15 protein-coding genes are annotated in these 17,217 nt (G+C 66.7%); all 15 read right to left on the bottom strand.

What is annotated here, in order from left to right; translation table 11 throughout:
* Positions 1-18: 18 nt before the first annotated feature.
* Genes ftsA through LHJ54_RS06280 form a run of 15 tightly spaced genes read right to left on the bottom strand, consistent with a single transcriptional unit; the run spans position 19 to position 17,098 of the window.
* Positions 19-1,308 (bottom strand): cell division protein FtsA, encoded by a 1,290-nt coding sequence (gene ftsA, locus LHJ54_RS06350; RefSeq protein WP_228243068.1) that lies wholly within the window; start codon positions 1,306-1,308, stop codon positions 19-21.
* A complete protein-coding gene (locus LHJ54_RS06345) occupies positions 1,308-2,222 on the bottom strand; it encodes a cell division protein FtsQ/DivIB (protein WP_228243067.1) in 915 nt (304 codons plus the stop codon). Before LHJ54_RS06345 ends, ftsA begins: the two co-directional genes overlap by 1 nt.
* Positions 2,209-3,180 carry a D-alanine--D-alanine ligase gene (locus LHJ54_RS06340; protein WP_228243066.1) on the bottom strand — a complete coding sequence of 324 codons (972 nt, stop codon included), beginning with the start codon at positions 3,178-3,180 and terminating at the stop codon, positions 2,209-2,211. Before LHJ54_RS06340 ends, LHJ54_RS06345 begins: the two co-directional genes overlap by 14 nt.
* Entirely contained in the window at positions 3,177-4,145 is a 969-nt protein-coding gene (gene murB / locus LHJ54_RS06335; RefSeq protein WP_228243065.1) for a UDP-N-acetylmuramate dehydrogenase, read from the bottom strand. The genes LHJ54_RS06340 and murB overlap by 4 nt, the downstream gene beginning before the upstream one ends.
* The gene (gene murC, locus LHJ54_RS06330; protein ID WP_228243064.1) at positions 4,142-5,590 is read right to left on the bottom strand and encodes a UDP-N-acetylmuramate--L-alanine ligase; all 1,449 of its coding nucleotides are present in this window, start codon (positions 5,588-5,590) and stop codon (positions 4,142-4,144) included. The genes murB and murC overlap by 4 nt, the downstream gene beginning before the upstream one ends.
* Entirely contained in the window at positions 5,590-6,780 is a 1,191-nt protein-coding gene (murG, locus tag LHJ54_RS06325) for an undecaprenyldiphospho-muramoylpentapeptide beta-N-acetylglucosaminyltransferase (protein ID WP_228243063.1), read from the bottom strand. Before murG ends, murC begins: the two co-directional genes overlap by 1 nt.
* Positions 6,777-8,030 carry an FtsW/RodA/SpoVE family cell cycle protein gene (locus LHJ54_RS06320; protein ID WP_228243062.1) on the bottom strand — a complete coding sequence of 418 codons (1,254 nt, stop codon included), beginning with the start codon at positions 8,028-8,030 and terminating at the stop codon, positions 6,777-6,779. Before LHJ54_RS06320 ends, murG begins: the two co-directional genes overlap by 4 nt.
* The gene (murD, locus tag LHJ54_RS06315; RefSeq protein WP_228243061.1) at positions 8,027-9,370 is read right to left on the bottom strand and encodes a UDP-N-acetylmuramoyl-L-alanine--D-glutamate ligase; all 1,344 of its coding nucleotides are present in this window, start codon (positions 9,368-9,370) and stop codon (positions 8,027-8,029) included. The genes LHJ54_RS06320 and murD overlap by 4 nt, the downstream gene beginning before the upstream one ends.
* Positions 9,367-10,437 carry a phospho-N-acetylmuramoyl-pentapeptide-transferase gene (gene mraY, locus LHJ54_RS06310; RefSeq protein ID WP_228243060.1) on the bottom strand — a complete coding sequence of 357 codons (1,071 nt, stop codon included), beginning with the start codon at positions 10,435-10,437 and terminating at the stop codon, positions 9,367-9,369. The genes murD and mraY overlap by 4 nt, the downstream gene beginning before the upstream one ends.
* Positions 10,438-11,895: a UDP-N-acetylmuramoyl-tripeptide--D-alanyl-D-alanine ligase gene (gene murF / locus LHJ54_RS06305; protein WP_228243059.1), complete on the bottom strand. Its 1,458-nt coding sequence runs from the start codon at positions 11,893-11,895 to the stop codon at positions 10,438-10,440.
* Positions 11,892-13,379 (bottom strand): UDP-N-acetylmuramoyl-L-alanyl-D-glutamate--2,6-diaminopimelate ligase, encoded by a 1,488-nt coding sequence (locus LHJ54_RS06300; RefSeq protein ID WP_228243058.1) that lies wholly within the window; start codon positions 13,377-13,379, stop codon positions 11,892-11,894. The genes murF and LHJ54_RS06300 overlap by 4 nt, the downstream gene beginning before the upstream one ends.
* Positions 13,376-15,097 carry a penicillin-binding protein 2 gene (locus tag LHJ54_RS06295; RefSeq protein WP_228243057.1) on the bottom strand — a complete coding sequence of 574 codons (1,722 nt, stop codon included), beginning with the start codon at positions 15,095-15,097 and terminating at the stop codon, positions 13,376-13,378. Before LHJ54_RS06295 ends, LHJ54_RS06300 begins: the two co-directional genes overlap by 4 nt.
* The gene (locus LHJ54_RS06290; RefSeq protein WP_228243056.1) at positions 15,094-15,690 is read right to left on the bottom strand and encodes a hypothetical protein; all 597 of its coding nucleotides are present in this window, start codon (positions 15,688-15,690) and stop codon (positions 15,094-15,096) included. The genes LHJ54_RS06295 and LHJ54_RS06290 overlap by 4 nt, the downstream gene beginning before the upstream one ends.
* Complete coding sequence (rsmH, locus tag LHJ54_RS06285; protein WP_228243055.1) at positions 15,687-16,628, bottom strand: 16S rRNA (cytosine(1402)-N(4))-methyltransferase RsmH; 942 nt, start codon at positions 16,626-16,628, stop codon at positions 15,687-15,689. Before rsmH ends, LHJ54_RS06290 begins: the two co-directional genes overlap by 4 nt.
* Positions 16,625-17,098, bottom strand: coding sequence for a division/cell wall cluster transcriptional repressor MraZ (locus tag LHJ54_RS06280; protein WP_228243054.1), 474 nt, complete (start codon positions 17,096-17,098; stop codon positions 16,625-16,627). Before LHJ54_RS06280 ends, rsmH begins: the two co-directional genes overlap by 4 nt.
* Positions 17,099-17,217 lie beyond the last annotated feature (119 nt).

Here is a 17,217-nt window from a genome sequence, read left to right as displayed (position 1 = left end):
ACATCGTTAAATTGAGCATCAAAAATATTCCCGCACGGCTTTCAGCACCCGGCTGACCAGCCTTGTTCCGCTATAGCGGACAGCCGGCTGATGCACCGGGCCAATGGAGCGGATGTCCGGCGGATCATCGGCGGCGTACAGGCACATTCCCGCCAGCAGGACGAACCCGGGTACGCTGTGCGCTTCGGGAAGCCCGGGCAGTTTCGGCGGCCTGCCGATCCGCACGGGCCGCCCCAGCGCCCCTTGGACATACTCGGCGATCCCCGCCAGTTCCGCCCCGCCGCCAGTCAAAACGATCTTGCCAGCCTTGGCATGCCCGAACCCAAGTTCCTTGAGGGCGTCGCGCACACCCGCCGTCAGCAGCGAAAGCTGGTCGGTGATAACTGACACCAGCTCGGCGCGCGGAATACGATTGCGGTCGTCCGCGCCCAAGGCAACCTGTTCCACATCCTCGCCTTCGTCGGGCGGGGTCACGCTGACCATTTCCTTGTGATCGGAGGGGGCAGCGATGGCTGAACCGGACACGCATTTCAGCCGCTCGGCATGCTTGCGCCGGATGCCGAAGCGGGAAGCGACGGCGTCCGTGATGTCCGCGCTGCCATGCGGCACCGATCGCATCCCCAGCAACATGCCGCCCGCATGCACCGATACGTTGGTGACTTCCGCGCCCAGCTCCACCAGGGCGACCCCCAGTTCCCGCTCCTCGTTGCTGAGACAGCCGTAGCTTGCCGCGAGCGGGGACGCGACCACGCCCTCCACATCGAGATGGGCCGTCTGCACCACCTCTATCAGATTGCGAACCGGCGGTCCCTCGGCAAGCATGACGTGCACATCGACCCCGAGCGTCTCGGCGTGGAGGCCCCGTGGGTTCGCGATCCCGTGTGCACCGTCCAGGGTATAATGGGCGGGCTGCGCATGCAGGATGGTGCAGCCATCGGGCTGAATGTGCTGCCGGGCCGCGTACAGAAGGTGGTCCACATCGTCATCTTCGATCCGGCGCCCGCCAATCGGTATGTCGACCCGTTCGATATGGCTTTCCAGGCCGGCGGCGGAACATGCGATCCATACCCCCGACAGGCTGGTAGCGGCCGTCCGCTCCGCCCGCTCCACCGCGTCCCGCACGGCATGGCTGGCGGCTTCGATGTCAGTGATGTAGCCCCGCTTCACCCCCTGGCTTGCGCGGTGGCTGGAGCCGAGCACCGACAGGTTGCCCTCCTCGTCCCGCCCGACGATCATGGCCGAAGTGCGGAACGATCCGATGTTGACCGCTCCGAACTGCCGCACCACGCGCCCCCCTGCGCCGCTCATCAAGGTTGCCCCCCTTCTTTCAATGCGAGCGGTTCGCCGTCTGCCCTGCCCGGTATGCGCATATAGATGCGATCGGGCGAACGCATGTCGAAGCTTGCGACCTTTCCGCCCAGCAGCCGGTTCGTTCCATCCAGCCGCGCGAACCGCACCAGCGCGCCTGCCGCCCGGTTTTCGTCCTGCGGGAGGGCGAGCACCTGACCTGTATCAAAGGTGAGGTTCCAGCGGCGGTTGCCGATCCATTCCGCCTCGCGCACTTTCGGTTTGAGAGCCGGCGCCATGTCCAGCAACCGGTCGAGTTCGGCCACCTGTCGTGCCGCGCCTGGCCCCTTTACCAGCAGCATGTCCTGGGCTTCGGTCCGGCTGATCGGCTGCAGCTCGCGCCCCGTGCGGTCGATCAGCATCCAGCCGTCGGCCTTCGCCAAGGCCGCATGCGGCTTGCGCTCCACGATGTCGATGGCGATATGATCGGGCAGGCGGCGCGACACCCGCGCATCTGCCACCCATGGCAGCTCCAGCAACTCCTGCCTCAGCCCCTCCATGTCCAGGCTGGCGATCGGCCGGTCGCGCTCGTCCAAAGCGTGCTGATACACGCTTTGCTCGTCCATCCGCTCGACCCCGGTGACGGTGACGCGCTTGACGGCGAAACCGGCGTTGGCAGTGGCGGCGGCGAACCGCTCCCCCGCCAGTGCGGGCAGTCCCGCAAGGCTGGCGATGAACCATGCGAATGTCAGTGCCGCAGCCAGGATCAGCGCCAGAAAGACCCGTTGCAGCTGCCGCTCGGTGAAAGGCAGATAGGCGAGCGCCGCACCCAGCGCGGAGCGCGTCTGCGCCCGGGCCGCATGCGCGCGTCCGGCCCGCCCGCGCGCAGCCGCGGAACGGCGGACGCCCTGCCCGCCGCGCTTAACCGTCCCCACGGCGTCGCTCCCGGTGGTGGCGCAGCGCCGCGGCGATGATCGCCTCCACCAGATCCTCGTAACTCATCCCGCAATGCCGCGCCTGTTCTGGAACAAGACTGAGCGGAGTCATGCCAGGCTGCGTGTTCGTCTCCAGCACGAACAAACCGTCCTCGCCCCCGCTTTCGTCCCAGCGAAAGTCGGTGCGGCTTGTTCCCCGGCAGCCGAGCACGCGGTGGGCCGTCAACGCGTGTTGCAGACACAGGTCGCGGATGCGATCAGGAATGTCGGCGGGACAGACATGCTCCGTCATGCCGTCGGTGTATTTGGCATCGAAGTCGTAGAACCCGGAACGCGGCTTCAGTTCCGTCACCGCCAGGGCGCGCGGACCGCTATCCTCATCCAGCACCGCGACCGTCATTTCGCGGCCCGGAATGTACGGCTCTGCCAGCAGTTCGTCGAACTCCTGCCAGGGACCGACCGCGTCGCGGCGGATCGGCTGGCCATAATTGCCGGCGTCGGTAACGATCGCCACGCCGACCGAAGATCCCTCGTTCACGGGCTTGAGCACATAGGGGCGCGGCAGCGGATCGCGTTCGAACAGCTCTGTGCTGCGCACCACGCGGCCACCCGGCATCGGTACGCCATGCGGCAGGAGGGCCTGCTTGGTCAGCTGCTTGTCGATGGCGATGACCGATGTTGCCAGCCCGGAATGGGTGTATGGCACGCCCATCAGGTCAAGCATCCCCTGCACCGTGCCGTCTTCGCCCGGCACCCCGTGCAGCGCATTGAACACGACATCCGGCGCAGCGGCCGCGATGCCGGCAGCCACCTGCCGGTCCATGTCGATGAGCGTGACGCGGTGCCCCCGCGCCTCCAGCGCCTTTCCAACGCCCTCGCCGCTCATCAGCGAAACGGGCCGCTCGTTCGCCCAGCCGCCCATCAGGACGACGACGTGCAGCTTGTCCTGCCGGGTCATGGTCGCCCCACCCGCTGTATTTCCCACTCTAGATTGACTCCGCATGTCTGGGCGACACGGTCGCGGACGCGTTCGCCCAGACCTTCGATGTCGGCACTGGTCGCCTCGCCGGTGTTGATGAGGAAGTTGGTATGCTTGTCGCTCACCTGGGCGCCTCCGAGCCGCAGCCCGCGGCAGCCGGCCCTGTCGATCAGCGCCCACGCCTTCTCGCCCGGCGGGTTCTTGAAGGTTGAACCGCCGGTTTTGGTGCGGAGCGGCTGCGATGCCTCGCGCGCCTGCGCGATCCGGTCCATTTCCGCCCCGATGTCGCGCGGATCGCCCGCGTGGCCCTGAAAGCGGGCGGCAACCACGACTGCGCCGTCCGGCAGTTCCGCATGGCGATAGGAGTATTGCAGTTCCGCGGCGGGCAGCGTGTGGCACTTGCCGCCCGGCAGGACCACGTCGCAGTCGACGAGGATGTCGGCGACTTCGCGGCCGTACGCCCCGCCGTTCATTCGCACGAAGCCGCCCACCGTGCCCGGAATGCCGCGCAGGAACTCCAGCCCGGCAATGCCTGCGTCGCGCGCGGCGGACGAGACGAGGATCCCGTGCGCCGCCCCGCCGCAGGCAAGCACATGACCGTCACGGACCTCTACCCCGGCAAACGCCTTGCCCAACTTTATCACCACCCCCGGAACGCCGCCATCGCGAATGATGAGGTTGGAGCCAAGGCCGAGCGCCATCACCGGCAATCGGCCGTCCACCTGCTCCATGAACCGCTGCAGATCGTCGCGGTCTGCCGGCTCGAACAGCCAGTCCGCCGCGCCGCCCGTCTTGAACCAGACGAGCTTGGCCAATGGCGCGCCGGGCGTCAGTCGCCCGCGCGTTTCGCAGTGGTCGAGCCCTTGCGCGAACGCACCGCCCGCTTCGCAATCGGGCGCGCTGATGCGCTCGTCCCCGAGCCATTCGTCGGGCTGCCGGGTCATGCCGCGACCTTGCCCATGCGAAACGACTGAACGGCGGGCGCTAGCCCTGCTGCCCAGCGGGTGATGTCGCCCGCGCCGAGGCAGATGACATAATCACCCGGTTGCAGCGTGGCGGCCAGCGTGGCCGCCAGTTCCTCGGCATTACTGACCGTGTTCGCTGCGCGGTGGCCCTGTTCGCGCAGGCCATGTGCCAGCGCAGCGGCATCGACGCCCTCGATCGGCTCCTCCCCAGCGCCATACACCGGCGTGACGAACACCGCATCGGCATCGTTGAAGGCGGTCTGGAACTCCGCGAACAGATCGCGCAGGCGCGTATAGCGGTGCGGCTGGGCGACCGCGATCACGCGGCCAGGCGGATCGCCGGCACCCGCGGCCTCTCTCGCGGCAGCGAGTACGGCCCTGATCTCTACCGGATGGTGGGCGTAATCGTCGATGATGAAGGCAGTGCCGTCGTCCAGCGGCACCTCGCCCACGCGGGTGAAGCGGCGTTTAACCCCGTTGAATTGGGCAAAGCCGTTGCGGATGACTGCGGCATCGCAGCCCAATTCCAGCGCAACCGCGATGGCCGCCAGGGCATTCTGCACATTGTGACGGCCCGGCATCGGCAGGCGTACATCCTCCAGCCGGGTTTGTTCGCCGCTGCGCTCCCGGACGACCACGTCGAACAGGTTGGCGCCGTTGTCGGCACGGATGTTCTCGCCCCTCACATCCGCCTGAACTGAAAAGCCGTAAGTCACGACCCGGCGGTCGCGGATCTTGGGAATGATCCGCTGAACTTCCGGATGGTCGAGGCACAGCACCGCCGCGCCATAAAAGGGAACATTGTGGATGAATTCCACGAATGCGTCCTTTACCGCGTCGAAGCTGCCGTAATGGTCAAGGTGTTCGGGGTCGATGTTGGTCACGACCGCGAACTGCCCGTCCAGGCGCAGAAAGCTGCCATCGCTCTCGTCGGCTTCGACCACCATCCACTCGCTGGCGCCCAATCTGGCGTTCGAGCCGTACTGGTTGATGATGCCGCCGTTGATAACGGTCGGATCCACCCCGCCGGCGTCCAACAGCGCGGCGATCATGCTGGTCGTGGTGGTTTTGCCATGCGTGCCCGCAACCGCCACCGTGCGCTTCAGCCGCATCAGTTCGGCCAGCATCTCGGCCCGGCGAACCACCGGTATCCGCTTTTCGATGGCGGCAGCCACCTCTGGATTGGAGCGCTTGACAGCGGTGGAGGTCACCACCACCCGCGCGTCGCCCAAATTTTTGGCCGCATGGCCGATCGCGACGGGGATGCCGCGTTGCCGCAACCGTTCGATCGTGGGCCCCTCGTTCAGGTCAGAGCCCTGCACGCTGTAACCGAGATTGCGCATCACCTCGGCGATGCCGGACATGCCGATGCCGCCGATCCCGATGAAGTGGATGGTTCCGATGTCGGTGTCGACCCCCTTCATTACGCCGCCTTCCGCGCCGCTGCTCCCGGCACCGCTTGCTGCGTGGCGCGCATCTGGGCGTGCTGACCCACCCGGATCACGTCCATCATGTCCGCCCCACCTGATTGTTCCACAAGGTCGGCCAGGTCGCGCGCCGCATCCGGTCTGCCGCAGTTCCAGGCAGCATGGGCCGCATTGGCAAGCCCATCCGGGCGATCGGCCAGCGCCTTGATCTGCCGGGCCAGTTCCTTGGCCTGAAATGCCTCTTCCCGGATTGCCCGCGCGCCACCAGCCATCACGATCTCGCGCGTGTTCGCCGCCTGATGATCGTCGGTCGCGATGGACAGCGGGATGAGGATGGCGGGCCGACCCACGACCGTCAGCTCCGCCACAGTCGAGGCGCCTGCCCGGCCAATAAACAGGTGCGTATCCGCCAGCCGCGCCGCCATGTTTTCAAAATAGGTGCCCAGTTCGGCCGGTATGTCATGGCTGCTGTAACGTTCCCGCACCGCTTCTAGATCTTCCGCCCGGCATTGCTGCGTCACCTGCAGGCGTTGACGCAGGGCCGGCGGCAGCATGGCCAGGCCATCGGGCACCACCTGCGACAGGACCCGCGCACCCTGGCTGCCGCCCGTGACCAGCACCCGCAGCAGCCCCTCTTCGCCAAGGCGCGGAAACGGCTCGTCTCGCAAGGCGAGGAGATCATGGCGCACCGGATTGCCCACCAGGCGGACCTTGTGCCGCCACCCGGCCCGGATCCGCGCGACATCCGGGTATGCGGTGGCGATAAGATCCACCCGGCTGCCCAGCAGCCTGTTGACGCGGCCCAGCACCGCGTTCTGCTCGTGCAGGATTGTAGGCAGCCGGGCGGACTGCGCGGCGAGCAGCGTGGGCAGCGCCGGATAGCCGCCAAAGCCGACCACCGCGCTTGGCCTGAAGCCGTCGAACAAGCGCAGCGCCATCTGCCGCCCGCGCAGAACCGCCCTGATCCCGCCCAGCCAGTGAAGGGGGTTCTTGCCGAACCGTCCGGCGGGAATGACATGCGTGGTGAGAAATTCGGGGCGACCGGGAATACGTTCCCCGCGCGCGTCCGTGATAAGCGCCACGTGATGCCCGCGCCGCTCGAGTTCCACGGCAAGGGCGAAAGCCGGGATCAGATGGCCACCGGTGCCACCTGCGGCAAGGACATAGTGCCTGCTGGCGCCGGTCATGGGACGCTCCGTTCAAGGACGGGGCGGCGGGGCGGCGGCGTCGCGGCATCCAGACCGAAGATGCGGGCAAGGCCGGGTGTCGTGCGCGACAGATGCGGATTACGCCGCGACAGCGACAACAGCAATCCGACGGTGAAGCAGATGGCAATGGTCGAAGACCCGCCATAGCTTACCAACGGCAGGGTCATGCCCTTGGAGGGAAACAGCCGCAGGTTCACGAGGATGTTGATGAACGCCTGTCCGCCCAGCACCGCGCCAAGCCCACTGGTCGCCAGCAGGGTGAACAGATCCTCCGCATCAAAAGCGCGCATCAGGACGCGTACGACAATGGCCAGGTAAAGCAGTACGACGAGGGCGCAGACAAGCAGGCCGAACTCCTCCCCGATCACCGAGAATATGTAGTCGGTATGCGCTTCCGGCAGGGACATCTTGCGCGATCCAAGCCAGAACCCGCTGCCCGTCCACCCGCCTGCAACCAGGGTGCGCCAGGCCAGGTCAACCTGGTCGAACGCCGTGCCGCCCCCCAGGAATGAATCGATCCGGCCCCGCGCATTGCCGTACAGGAAATAGGCCGCGACAAGAGCGCCAATTCCGGCCGCCACCACTCCGCCGATCCGCGCCGGAGATACGCCGGCCATGAACAGCAGGGCAAGACACACGCCGGAAAAGACGATGGCCGAACCAAGGTCCGGCTGCATCATCAGAAGCGCGGCGACGAGCGCGGTGTAGCCGATGGCCAGGCTGACCACAGGCAGGTTAGGATCCCGCGCGCGCCAGGACAGCACCCATGCCAGCGTCACGGCAAAGCTCGCCTTCAGGAACTCGGATGGCTGGAACCGCATGCCGAGGTCGATCCAGCGGTGGGCACCGTTCACCTCAACCCCAATGACCGGGACAAGCAGGAGGAAAAACGTCATGACGCCAGCCAGCAGCACCGCCGCGCGGCGGGCGCGCACGCGCGGGAGGGTCGACACGCCGAGCAGCACGGCCATGCCCAGCATCTGCCACACGACGTGCTGCCAGAAGAAATACAGTTCGGGCAGCTTGGTGCCCGCGGTCGACAAACGCCGCGCGCTGGCGGGCGACGCGGCGGCGACGGCGACCGTACCGATCGCCATCAGCAGCAGCACCAGGCACAGCAGGACGCGGTCGATCTCGCGCCACCAGATGCGCAACTCGGCCTGCAGGCTGGCCGCGGCCGGTCGCCGCGCTGCCGCCGATGCAGCCGCAGCAGAACGGTAGCCGGTCATCCCGCGTGCGTGTCCCGGGGGCCGCTGTCCAGGATGCCGGCAATTTCGGCAACGAATCGTTTGAACATCTCTCCCCGCTCCTCGAAATCGCGGAATTGATCGAAACTGGCGCAGGCCGGCGACAGGATCACCACGTCACCCGCCCGCGCCCGCGCGGCGGCCGCCTGAACGGCCGCTTGCAACGTTCCGCACGGTTCCACCGGCACGCACGGCTTCAGCAGTTCGGCAAATGCCGGGCCCGCCTCGCCAATCGTATAGGCCACGGCAACATGGCTGGTCCAGTCCGCAAGTTCGGCCAGCCCCGGTTCCTTGGCCTGCCCGCCAACAATCCAGTGGACGCGGGGGCGACCGTTTACCGGTGGGTACGCAGCGAGCGCCGGCGCCGTGGATGCCTGGTTGGTGGCCTTGCTGTCGTTGATGAACTGCACGCCGCCGCGTCTTGCCACATGTTCCATCCGGTGCGGCAATCCGGTGAAGCTCTCCAAACCGCGTTCAATGGCAGCGGTCTCTATGCCGAGGCGCTGGCAGACCGCACGGGCGGCCAGGATGTTCTGGGCATTGTGCGGACCCTGAAGGGCCGGCCAGCGCGTCTGATCCATGCAACCGCCAGGTGCGATCTTGTCCAGCTGCTCGCCCCGTGCCGCCAGGTCGTGGGCGATGGCCGCCGCAGCAGTGTTGCCGATGCCGATCACTGCCGCGTGTTCGGGCGATTGCAGCGCGAACAGGCGCGCCTTGGCCGCCGCGTAGGCCGCAAAGCTGCCATAACGGTCGAGATGATCGGGGGTGATGTTGAGGAGCACGGCGATGTCGCAGTCGAGAGACCGGGTGAGGTCGATCTGGTAACTGGACAGCTCCAGCACATAAACACCGCCCCCGGGCAGCGGCTCCTGCGCAAGAATGGGCAGGCCGATATTGCCGCCCATCGTTGCCGGTCTGCCGGCGGTTTTCAGAACATGGTGGACCAGGGCCGTAGTTGTCGACTTCCCGTTGGTGCCGGTAATACCCACCAGCTTGTGCGGCGGCAGTTCTGGCCGCGCCTGCGCAAACAGCTCGATGTCGCCGATCACCGGTACGCCAAAGCTGTCGGCATGCGGCTTTATGGGATGGGTGTTGAGCGGCACGCCGGGCGACACGATTACGCCGGCAAAGCCGGCCAGATCGGTTGCCAGCGGATCGCGCAGTGTTACACGGCCAGCCCACCGTTCCCGCACCTCTTGCGCCTGATCCCACGCCAGCACCTCGGCCCCGCTCGCCAGCAGCGCCTCGACCGTTGCGGCGCCCGACCTTGCCAGACCCAGCACCGCGTATCGCCTGCCGGCAAAGGTGCGCGCCGTAATCACCTGAGCTTGAGGGTGGACAGGCCGATCAGCGCCAGGATTATGGCCACGATCCAGAAGCGGATCACGACCGTCGCCTCGCTCCAGCCGAGTTGCTCGAAGTGATGGTGAATGGGCGCCATGCGGAAGATGCGCTTGCCCGTTCGTTTGAACCAGAACACCTGCACAATGACCGACAGCGCCTCGAACACGAACAGCCCGCCCACGATGGCCAGCACGATCTCGTGATGGCTCGCCACCGCAATCGCCCCCAGCGCTCCGCCCAGCGCGAGACTGCCGGTATCGCCCATGAACACTGCGGCGGGCGGCGCATTGAACCACAGGAAAGCCAGCCCCGCCCCCATGATCGCCGCGCAGAAGATCGCCAGTTCGCCCGCACCCGGAACATGAGGGATGCCAAGGTAGCTGGAATAATCGACCCGGCCGACGAGATAGGCGATGATGGCGAAAGTACCCGCCGCGATGATGACCGGCATGGTCGCGAGTCCGTCCAAACCGTCGGTGAGGTTCACCGCATTGCCCGCACCTACGATAACGATCGCGGCGAACACGAAATAGAACGGACCGAGCGGGATGGAGACATTCGACAGGAACGGGATGTACAGGTTGGTGCTGATCTGGCTGACGATGATCCACGAGGCGAGCCCGGCCACTGCAAATTCCAGCAGCAGTCGGGTCCGCCCCGACACGCCATTGTGGCTGTTCTTGCTGATCTTGTCGTAATCATCGAGGAACCCGATGATCCCGAAACCGCCGGTGACCGCGAGGCAAGCCCAGACGAACGGATTGCGCAGGTCCATCCACAGCAACAGCCCGCAAATGAGGGCCACGAGAATCATCAGTCCGCCCATGGTCGGCGTACCCCGCTTGGCGAGGTGCGACTGCGGACCATCGAGGCGGATGGGCTGTCCCTTGCCCTGCCGCACCCGTAGCATGCTGATGAACCGGGGCCCGATGAACAGGCCGATCAGCAGGGCAGTCATCAAGGTCGCGCCTGCCCGGAACGTCTGGTAACGAACGAGGTTCAGCGCGCCGGGAAAGCCGAGCCATTCGGCAAGGAGGTAAAACATCTAGGCATCCCAATGGATCAGGTCATCAACCACCTTGTTCAGCCCGAGCGAGTTTGAACCTTTGACCAGCACGGCATCCCCCCCGATCAGACCAAATTGACGCAGCTGCACGACGGCTTCCGCGGCACTGGCGCAATGCACGAATTCGGGCTTGCCGCCAACCGCCTGTATGCCGCTGCGCAGCAGTTCGCGGTTCAGCGCCTGCATTTCCGGCCCGACCAGCACCAGATAATCCAGTCCGGCGTCGCGGACGGGTTCGGCCAGGGCGGCGTGGAATGCGTCAGCGAAGTCGCCCAGTTCCTTCATGCTGCCCAGAACCGCGATACGCCGCCCGGCGGGTGTCTGCGCGAGCTGGCCGAGGGTCGCCCGCATCGAAGCCGGATTGGCATTGTAGCTCTCGTCGATGACCAGCGCCTTGCCGCCCGGCGCATTGACGCGGTGGCGCGCGCCGCGGCCCTTCAGCCCACCCATCTCGGCCAGCGCCAGACCTGCCGCCGCCATGTCGCCGCCTGCGGCATGCACCGTCGCCATTACCGCCAGCGAATTGATGACCCAATGTTCCCCCGGCTCCGCGATCGAATAGACCAGCCGCCGCTCGCCAAACTGCACCGTCACCAGCGAGCCGCCATTGGCAGCCGGGATCATGTCCATGACCCGCACGTCGGCGTGCGCAGAGCGGCCAAAGGTCAGTATCTGCAAACCCCGCAGTTCGGCTGCCTGGCGCAGCTGCTCGAACTGGGGCACGTCGGCTGGGATGACCGCCGTGCCTCCTGGCGCCAGTCCCCTGAAGATCTCCGCCTTGGCATCGGCGATCGCCTCGATCGAGCCGAGGTTCTCGATATGGGCCGGGGCAATCGTCGTGATCAGTGCCACATGCGGGCGGACCTGCGCCGTCAGCTGCGCAATCTCGCCCGCGTGGTTCATGCCCATCTCGAACACGCCAAACTGCGCGTGCGCAGCCATTCGCGCCAATGAGAGCGGCACGCCGACATGGTTGTTGTAGGATCTGACCGATCGATGCGCCCCGCCCCGGCTGGACCGATCCAGCGCGGCGAACAGCGCTTCCTTTACGCCGGTCTTGCCGACCGAGCCGGTTACACCGACGATCCGGGCGGTTGTGCGCTGCCGCGCTGCCGCAGCCAGCGCGCGCAAAGCTGCCATCGTATCGTCCACCAGCACGTGCGGGTAGGGCACCGCGCGGTCCACCAGGGCCGCTGTCGCGCCGTTGGCAAACGCGGCGTCCAGAAACTCGTGACCATCCTGCACCTCGCCGCTCAGGGCGACGAACAGGTCGCCGGAACGCACATCGCGGCTGTCGATCTCCACGCCTGACACAAGAAAGTCGGCGCTGGCCGTGCCTCCCGTCACTTCTGCGATGACCGTAGCATCCCACAGGGCGGCCGGCAGCTGATCGCGCCGACGCTGGGGCCATTGGCGAAGGGCGCGGATTGCGGTCATGCTTTGTCTCCCTGTGCGGCGGCGCATTCCCGCGCGACCGCCACATCATCGAACGGCAGGACGCGGACAGCATCGCCGCGCCCTATGATTTGCCCCTGCTCGTGCCCCTTGCCGGCGATCAGCACGATGTCGTCGCGGCCGGCTTTTGCGATGGCCAATGCTATCGCTTCGCGCCGATCGCCGATATCGCGCACGCGCGCAGGATCGGCTGGCAAGCCGCTGAGGATGGCAGCGCGGATCGCAGCGGGATCTTCGCCGCGAGGATTATCATCAGTCACGATGACGAAATCCGCCACGGCGGCTGCTTTGCCCATGTCGAACCGCTTGCCCTGGTCCCGGTCGCCGCCGGCACCGAATACGATGATAAGGCGGCCTGCCGTATGGGGGCGCAGCGCTGCAATGGCGGCGGCCAGCGCGTCTGCCGCGTGGGCATAGTCGATATAGACGGGCGCCCCGGTCTTGGTGATGAGCGCCCGTTCAAGTCGGCCTCGCACAGGCTGCAAGCGACCGACCGCGTCGAACACGCGGGCCGGATCCGCGCCAGTGGCGATCGCCAGGCCCGCTGCCACCAAGGCATTTGCGGCCTGATAGGCGCCGATCAGCGGCAGCATCAGGCGGTAGGTCTGTCCGGCGTGCTCCACCTCGATCTGCTGCCCCAGCTGGGTCGTTTCCCGGCTCCGCAGGAGCAGGTCAGCGCCATCGCCCGGCCCTACCCGCAGCACTCGGCACCCCCGCTGTCCGGCCGCATCGATGACACGCGCGCTCCAGTCCTGCCCCTCGTCCCACACAACTGCGCAGGCATGAGGCTGGAGCAGATCGGTAAACAGGCGCAGTTTGGCGGCGAAATAAGCCTCCATCGTGCCATGATAATCGAGATGGTCGCGGCTGAAGCTGGTGAAGCCTGCGGCGGCCAACGGGACGCCTTCGCTGCGGTGCTGGTCCAGACCATGACTCGACGCCTCGTAGGCGACATGGGTGAAACCTTCCCGCGCAAGGCCCGTCATGTTGGACAGGAACGTGACAATGTCCGGGCTGGTCAGGCCCGTCGCCTGACTGCCGTCGGGCGTGGTCACGCCCAGAGTGCCGATGGAAGCCGCGCGTTCACCGCACATCCGCCAGATCTGACGCGTCATCTCCACGGTGGAGGTCTTGCCGTTGGTGCCGGTCACAGCGACGATTGTGCCGGGCACAGGACGGAAAAAGCGCGCGGCCAGGCGAGCGAAGGCGGCACGCGGGTTGTCGCTGGCGATGTGCAGCGCGCCTTCCACCGGCACACCTGCCCGCGCGACCACCGCAACCGCGCCGGCCGACACGGCGGCCGCGATGTAATCTTCGCCGTTGAAGGCCGCGCCTTGAAACGCGCCGAACACGGTGCCGGGCGCGATCTTGCGATGATCGATGGCGAAGCCTGACACCGGGATGTCGGCAGCTGCGCCGTCCGTCACGGGCAGCCCCGCTTCGTTCAGCAGGCGCGCGAGCTTCATCTTTGCGCTTCCGGGACGATCGGCACCAGATCGCTCAGGTCGATGTCGCGTGTCTCGTCCGGTTGCACGCCCAGCATCGGCCCGATCCGCGGCACCAGCCGGCCCACGATCGGCGCGGCATTCCAGGCGGCCGTCCGCTGGAACGAGCTGGCCACCGTGCCTTTCGGCTCGTCCAGCATGGTGACAATGACGTAGCGCGGGCGGTCCATCGGGAACGCGGCGGCAAAAGTGGAGACAATCGCGGTGCGGCGATAACCACCCGCACCCGGTTTCTCGGCCGAACCGGTCTTACCGCCAACCCGGAATCCTGGCGCTTCGGCACTGCGGCCGGTGCCGTATTTGGTTATCATGCGCAGCAGCTGGCGCATGCGCGAACTTGTCGACTCCTTGAACACCCGCCGCCCTTCCGGGACCGTGCCCGGCTCCACCCGGTGCATGGTGGCCGGGTGCCAGACCCCGCCATTCACCATCGCCGCATAGGCGCTGGCGAGGTGCAGCGGGGTTACGGCCATTCCGTGGCCGAAGCCGACCGTCATGTTCTGCAGCCGGGGCCAGTTGTCACCCGGCCAGATCGGATAGCCGCGGGCCGGCAGCTCTATTTCCGGACGGCGGTTCATGCCGAGATCGACCATCACCTGCCGCAGCCGCTCAGGTCCAAGCTCGTCCGCCACCCGCGCGGTCACCGTATTGGAGGAGTGCATCAGCATCTGGGGGATGTTCAGGCTCGACCCGAGCGGATGGCTGTCGTTGATGGTGAACCGCCCGACCTTGACGGGCTGCGCATTCCAGCGGGCGGCGAAATCGCGCACAACACCCGCGTCGATGGCGGCGGCGATCGTGAGCGGCTTAAAGGTGGAGCCGAGTTCGTAAACCTGGTTTGTCATCCGGTTGAACATCAGCCGCTCGCCGGCGGCGTCGATCTTGTTGGGGTTGAATTCGGGCAGCGAAGCGAGCGCCAGAACCTCTCCCGTGTCCACGTCCAGCACGATCCCCGCAGCGCCCTGCGCCGCGGTCAGCTTCATTCCCCGCTCCAGTTCGTCTTCCAGTGCGCCCTGCACCCGCATATCGATCGACAACGCCACCGGCTGGCCGCGTGTGGCCGGATTGCTCAGATGCTCGTTGAGCACCTGTTCCATGCCCAGCCGGCCATTTCCGTCAGCGCCGACATAGCCCAGCACGTGTGCCGCCATCGTGCCTTGCGGATAATGCCGGTCGATCTCGCGCGGGGTTTCGAGCCCGATTTCCCCCAGGTCGTGCACCCGGTTGGCCTCTTCCGGCAGAACCCGGCGGCGGATATAGCCGGGCTTGCCGCTGGCGAACAATTGCCTGACCTTTTCCTCGTCAAGATCAGGGAAGATTTCCTTCAGCGCGGCGGCGACCTCCTTGGGCGACCCGACCAGCGGAGCGCCGTCACCGCCAAGCGCGTGGGGGTTGAACCACAGGGCATAGGCCGGAAAGGCCCGGGCGAGCGGCACGCCGTTGCGGTCGGTTATCTCCCCTCGAGCGGGCAGCAGTGCTTCCGCAAGCGACGTGCCTGATGTGCGGCCGCTTTCCATGCCGATGAACATCAGGCGGACGGCGGCGACGAGGGCGAGAAAGGCAAAGCCGCCCACCACCCACAACAGGCGTGTCCGCGCCGTGGTGACGCAGCTTTGCCGCAGGCTGATCAGCTGGACGCGCCCCGATCCCACCGCGCGGCTGAGGGTCAGCGCGTTCATTCGCCGCTCCGCACCAGGCGGGTGCCGATGGCTGTGCTGCCGCGGGTGCCGGCTGTCAGCCGCTCTGCGAGCCGGGCGGTGTCGAAGCGGGCCGCAGCAATTCTCTCGCTGTCCGCATGGCCTTCGTCGGCCGACAGAACGGCCAGTGCACGCCCGAACTCCAGCCGCCCGCGCTCAACCGGTTCGCTGTCGAGTACCCGCGCGAGATCGGCCAGCGCGCCCTGGCTTGCCGGCGCCGGCGTTCCGCCCGCCAGCCGGATCTGCCGGGGCGCGCCGTGCCCGGCCGGCACTCCGTAGCTGGCCAGCTGCCGTTCGCCTTCGACGAACTGGTCGCCCTTGGGTGCCTGGAAGCCGAACTCCACTTCGTTCCAGGTGGACAACTGCCGTTGGCTGGCGCGGGTCTCGAATTCGGTTTCCAGCAGCAGGCGCTGGTGCTCGACCGCGACGATCTGCCTCTCGAGATGGTGAACTTCGCTCCTGACGGCGTTCACGCGAAGGGTGAGCGCCAGAAACAGCGCGCCCGCGACGATGAGGATGATGGTTTGGCCAGCTGGCTGGGTCAGCAGTGCGGACAGACGCCGGGGCATGGTCATGCTGCCACCTGCATTCTTGCCGGAACGGCTGTCCGCACCGCGTGGCGCAGCACCGCCGACCGGGCGCGGGGGTTGCGGGTCACTTCCGCCGCACCGGCGCGAATGGCCTTGCTGACCGTCGTGAAGACAGCGGGCGCTGCGGCTTGTTCGGGAAGGTAACGCGAGCCGCCGGTTCTGGCCGACCCATCACGCAGGAACTGCTTGACGATGCGATCCTCGAGGCTGTGGAAGCTGACCACCGCCAGCCGGCCGCCCTCTCGCAACAAGGCCTCCGCCGCACGGAGCCCTGCATGCAACTCGTCCAGCTCGCCATTCACATGGATGCGGATGGCCTGGAATGTCCGGGTGGCCGGGTCCTTCAGCGCACCCGGTCGATAGCCCAGCGCCTTGCGGACCACCCGCGCGAGATCGCCGGTGCTGCCCAGCGGACGCGCGGCGACGATTGCACGCGCGACCCGGCGCGACTGGCGTTCCTCGCCGTAGGTGTAGAGCACATCCGCGATGCTTTCCTCGGCGGCGGAGTTGAGGAAGTCGGCGGCGCTTGCGCCCGACTGGCTCATCCGCATGTCGAGCGGTCCGTCGAGCGAGAAGGCGAAGCCTCGTTCGGGCTGGTCCAATTGCATGGACGACACGCCAATATCCATGACCACACCGTCCACCTGCCGGACGCCTGCATCTCGCAGCACGGACAGCATGGCGGAGAAGCGGTCATGGTGAAGAAAAAGGCGCGGCGGATTTTCTCCTGTCTCGCGCCAGGTGCGACCCGCCGCGATCGCATCGGGATCGCGGTCAAGGGCATGAACAACAGCGCCGCGGTCGAGCAGCGCGCGGGTATAGCCGCCGGCACCAAAAGTTGCGTCGACGATCAGATCGCCGGGCTGAGGATCGAGCGCCGCGATCACCTCGTCGAGCAGCACGGGTATGTGCGGCGCGGTCACTGCCGTTCTCCCATGAGGTTCGCGCAGGCCGCCTTGGCAGCATCCCAATCCGCGCCCATCTCCTGCAGGCTGGCCGGGTTCCACATTGTGAAGAAGCGCCCGGCGCCCTGGAAATACAGCCCGTCTGCGATGTTCGCGAGTGCGCGCAGGTGATCGGGCATCACGAAGCGGCCGCTGTCATCGAACGGCACTTCGGTGAAGGAGAACAGTTGCGAGGCACGGGTGTCGCGGTCAAAGTCGCGGTTGAGCCGGATGCTCATCTCCTCCTCCCGGTCGAGCTGGGCTTCCAGCTCGAGCTTTCGGGAGAGGCCAAAGCCGGTCAGGCAATTCCACCGTTCGTGCTTGACCAGGCACAGCACGCGTCCGTCACTGGAGTCGCGAACGGCCTTTCGGAACAGCGGGGGCAGGACGAAGCGTCCTTTATCCCCAGCAGGCGAATACGCCTGTCCGCTGAACCCCGCAAAGACCACCAGCCTGTCTTCCCCAATGAGAGCCCAACCCCGCCGGACACAACTTTCCCGCACACTACCGCACCGGAACGCGGGTGCTCATCCCACCTGAGCAGAATGCGTGAGCCGGGTGCCTATCC

It is taken from the genome of Porphyrobacter sp. GA68 (genome assembly GCF_022605525.1).
In the GTDB taxonomy this organism is placed as follows: Bacteria; Pseudomonadota; Alphaproteobacteria; order Sphingomonadales; family Sphingomonadaceae; genus Qipengyuania_B.
This window is presented reverse-complemented; position numbering and strand designations above follow the sequence as displayed.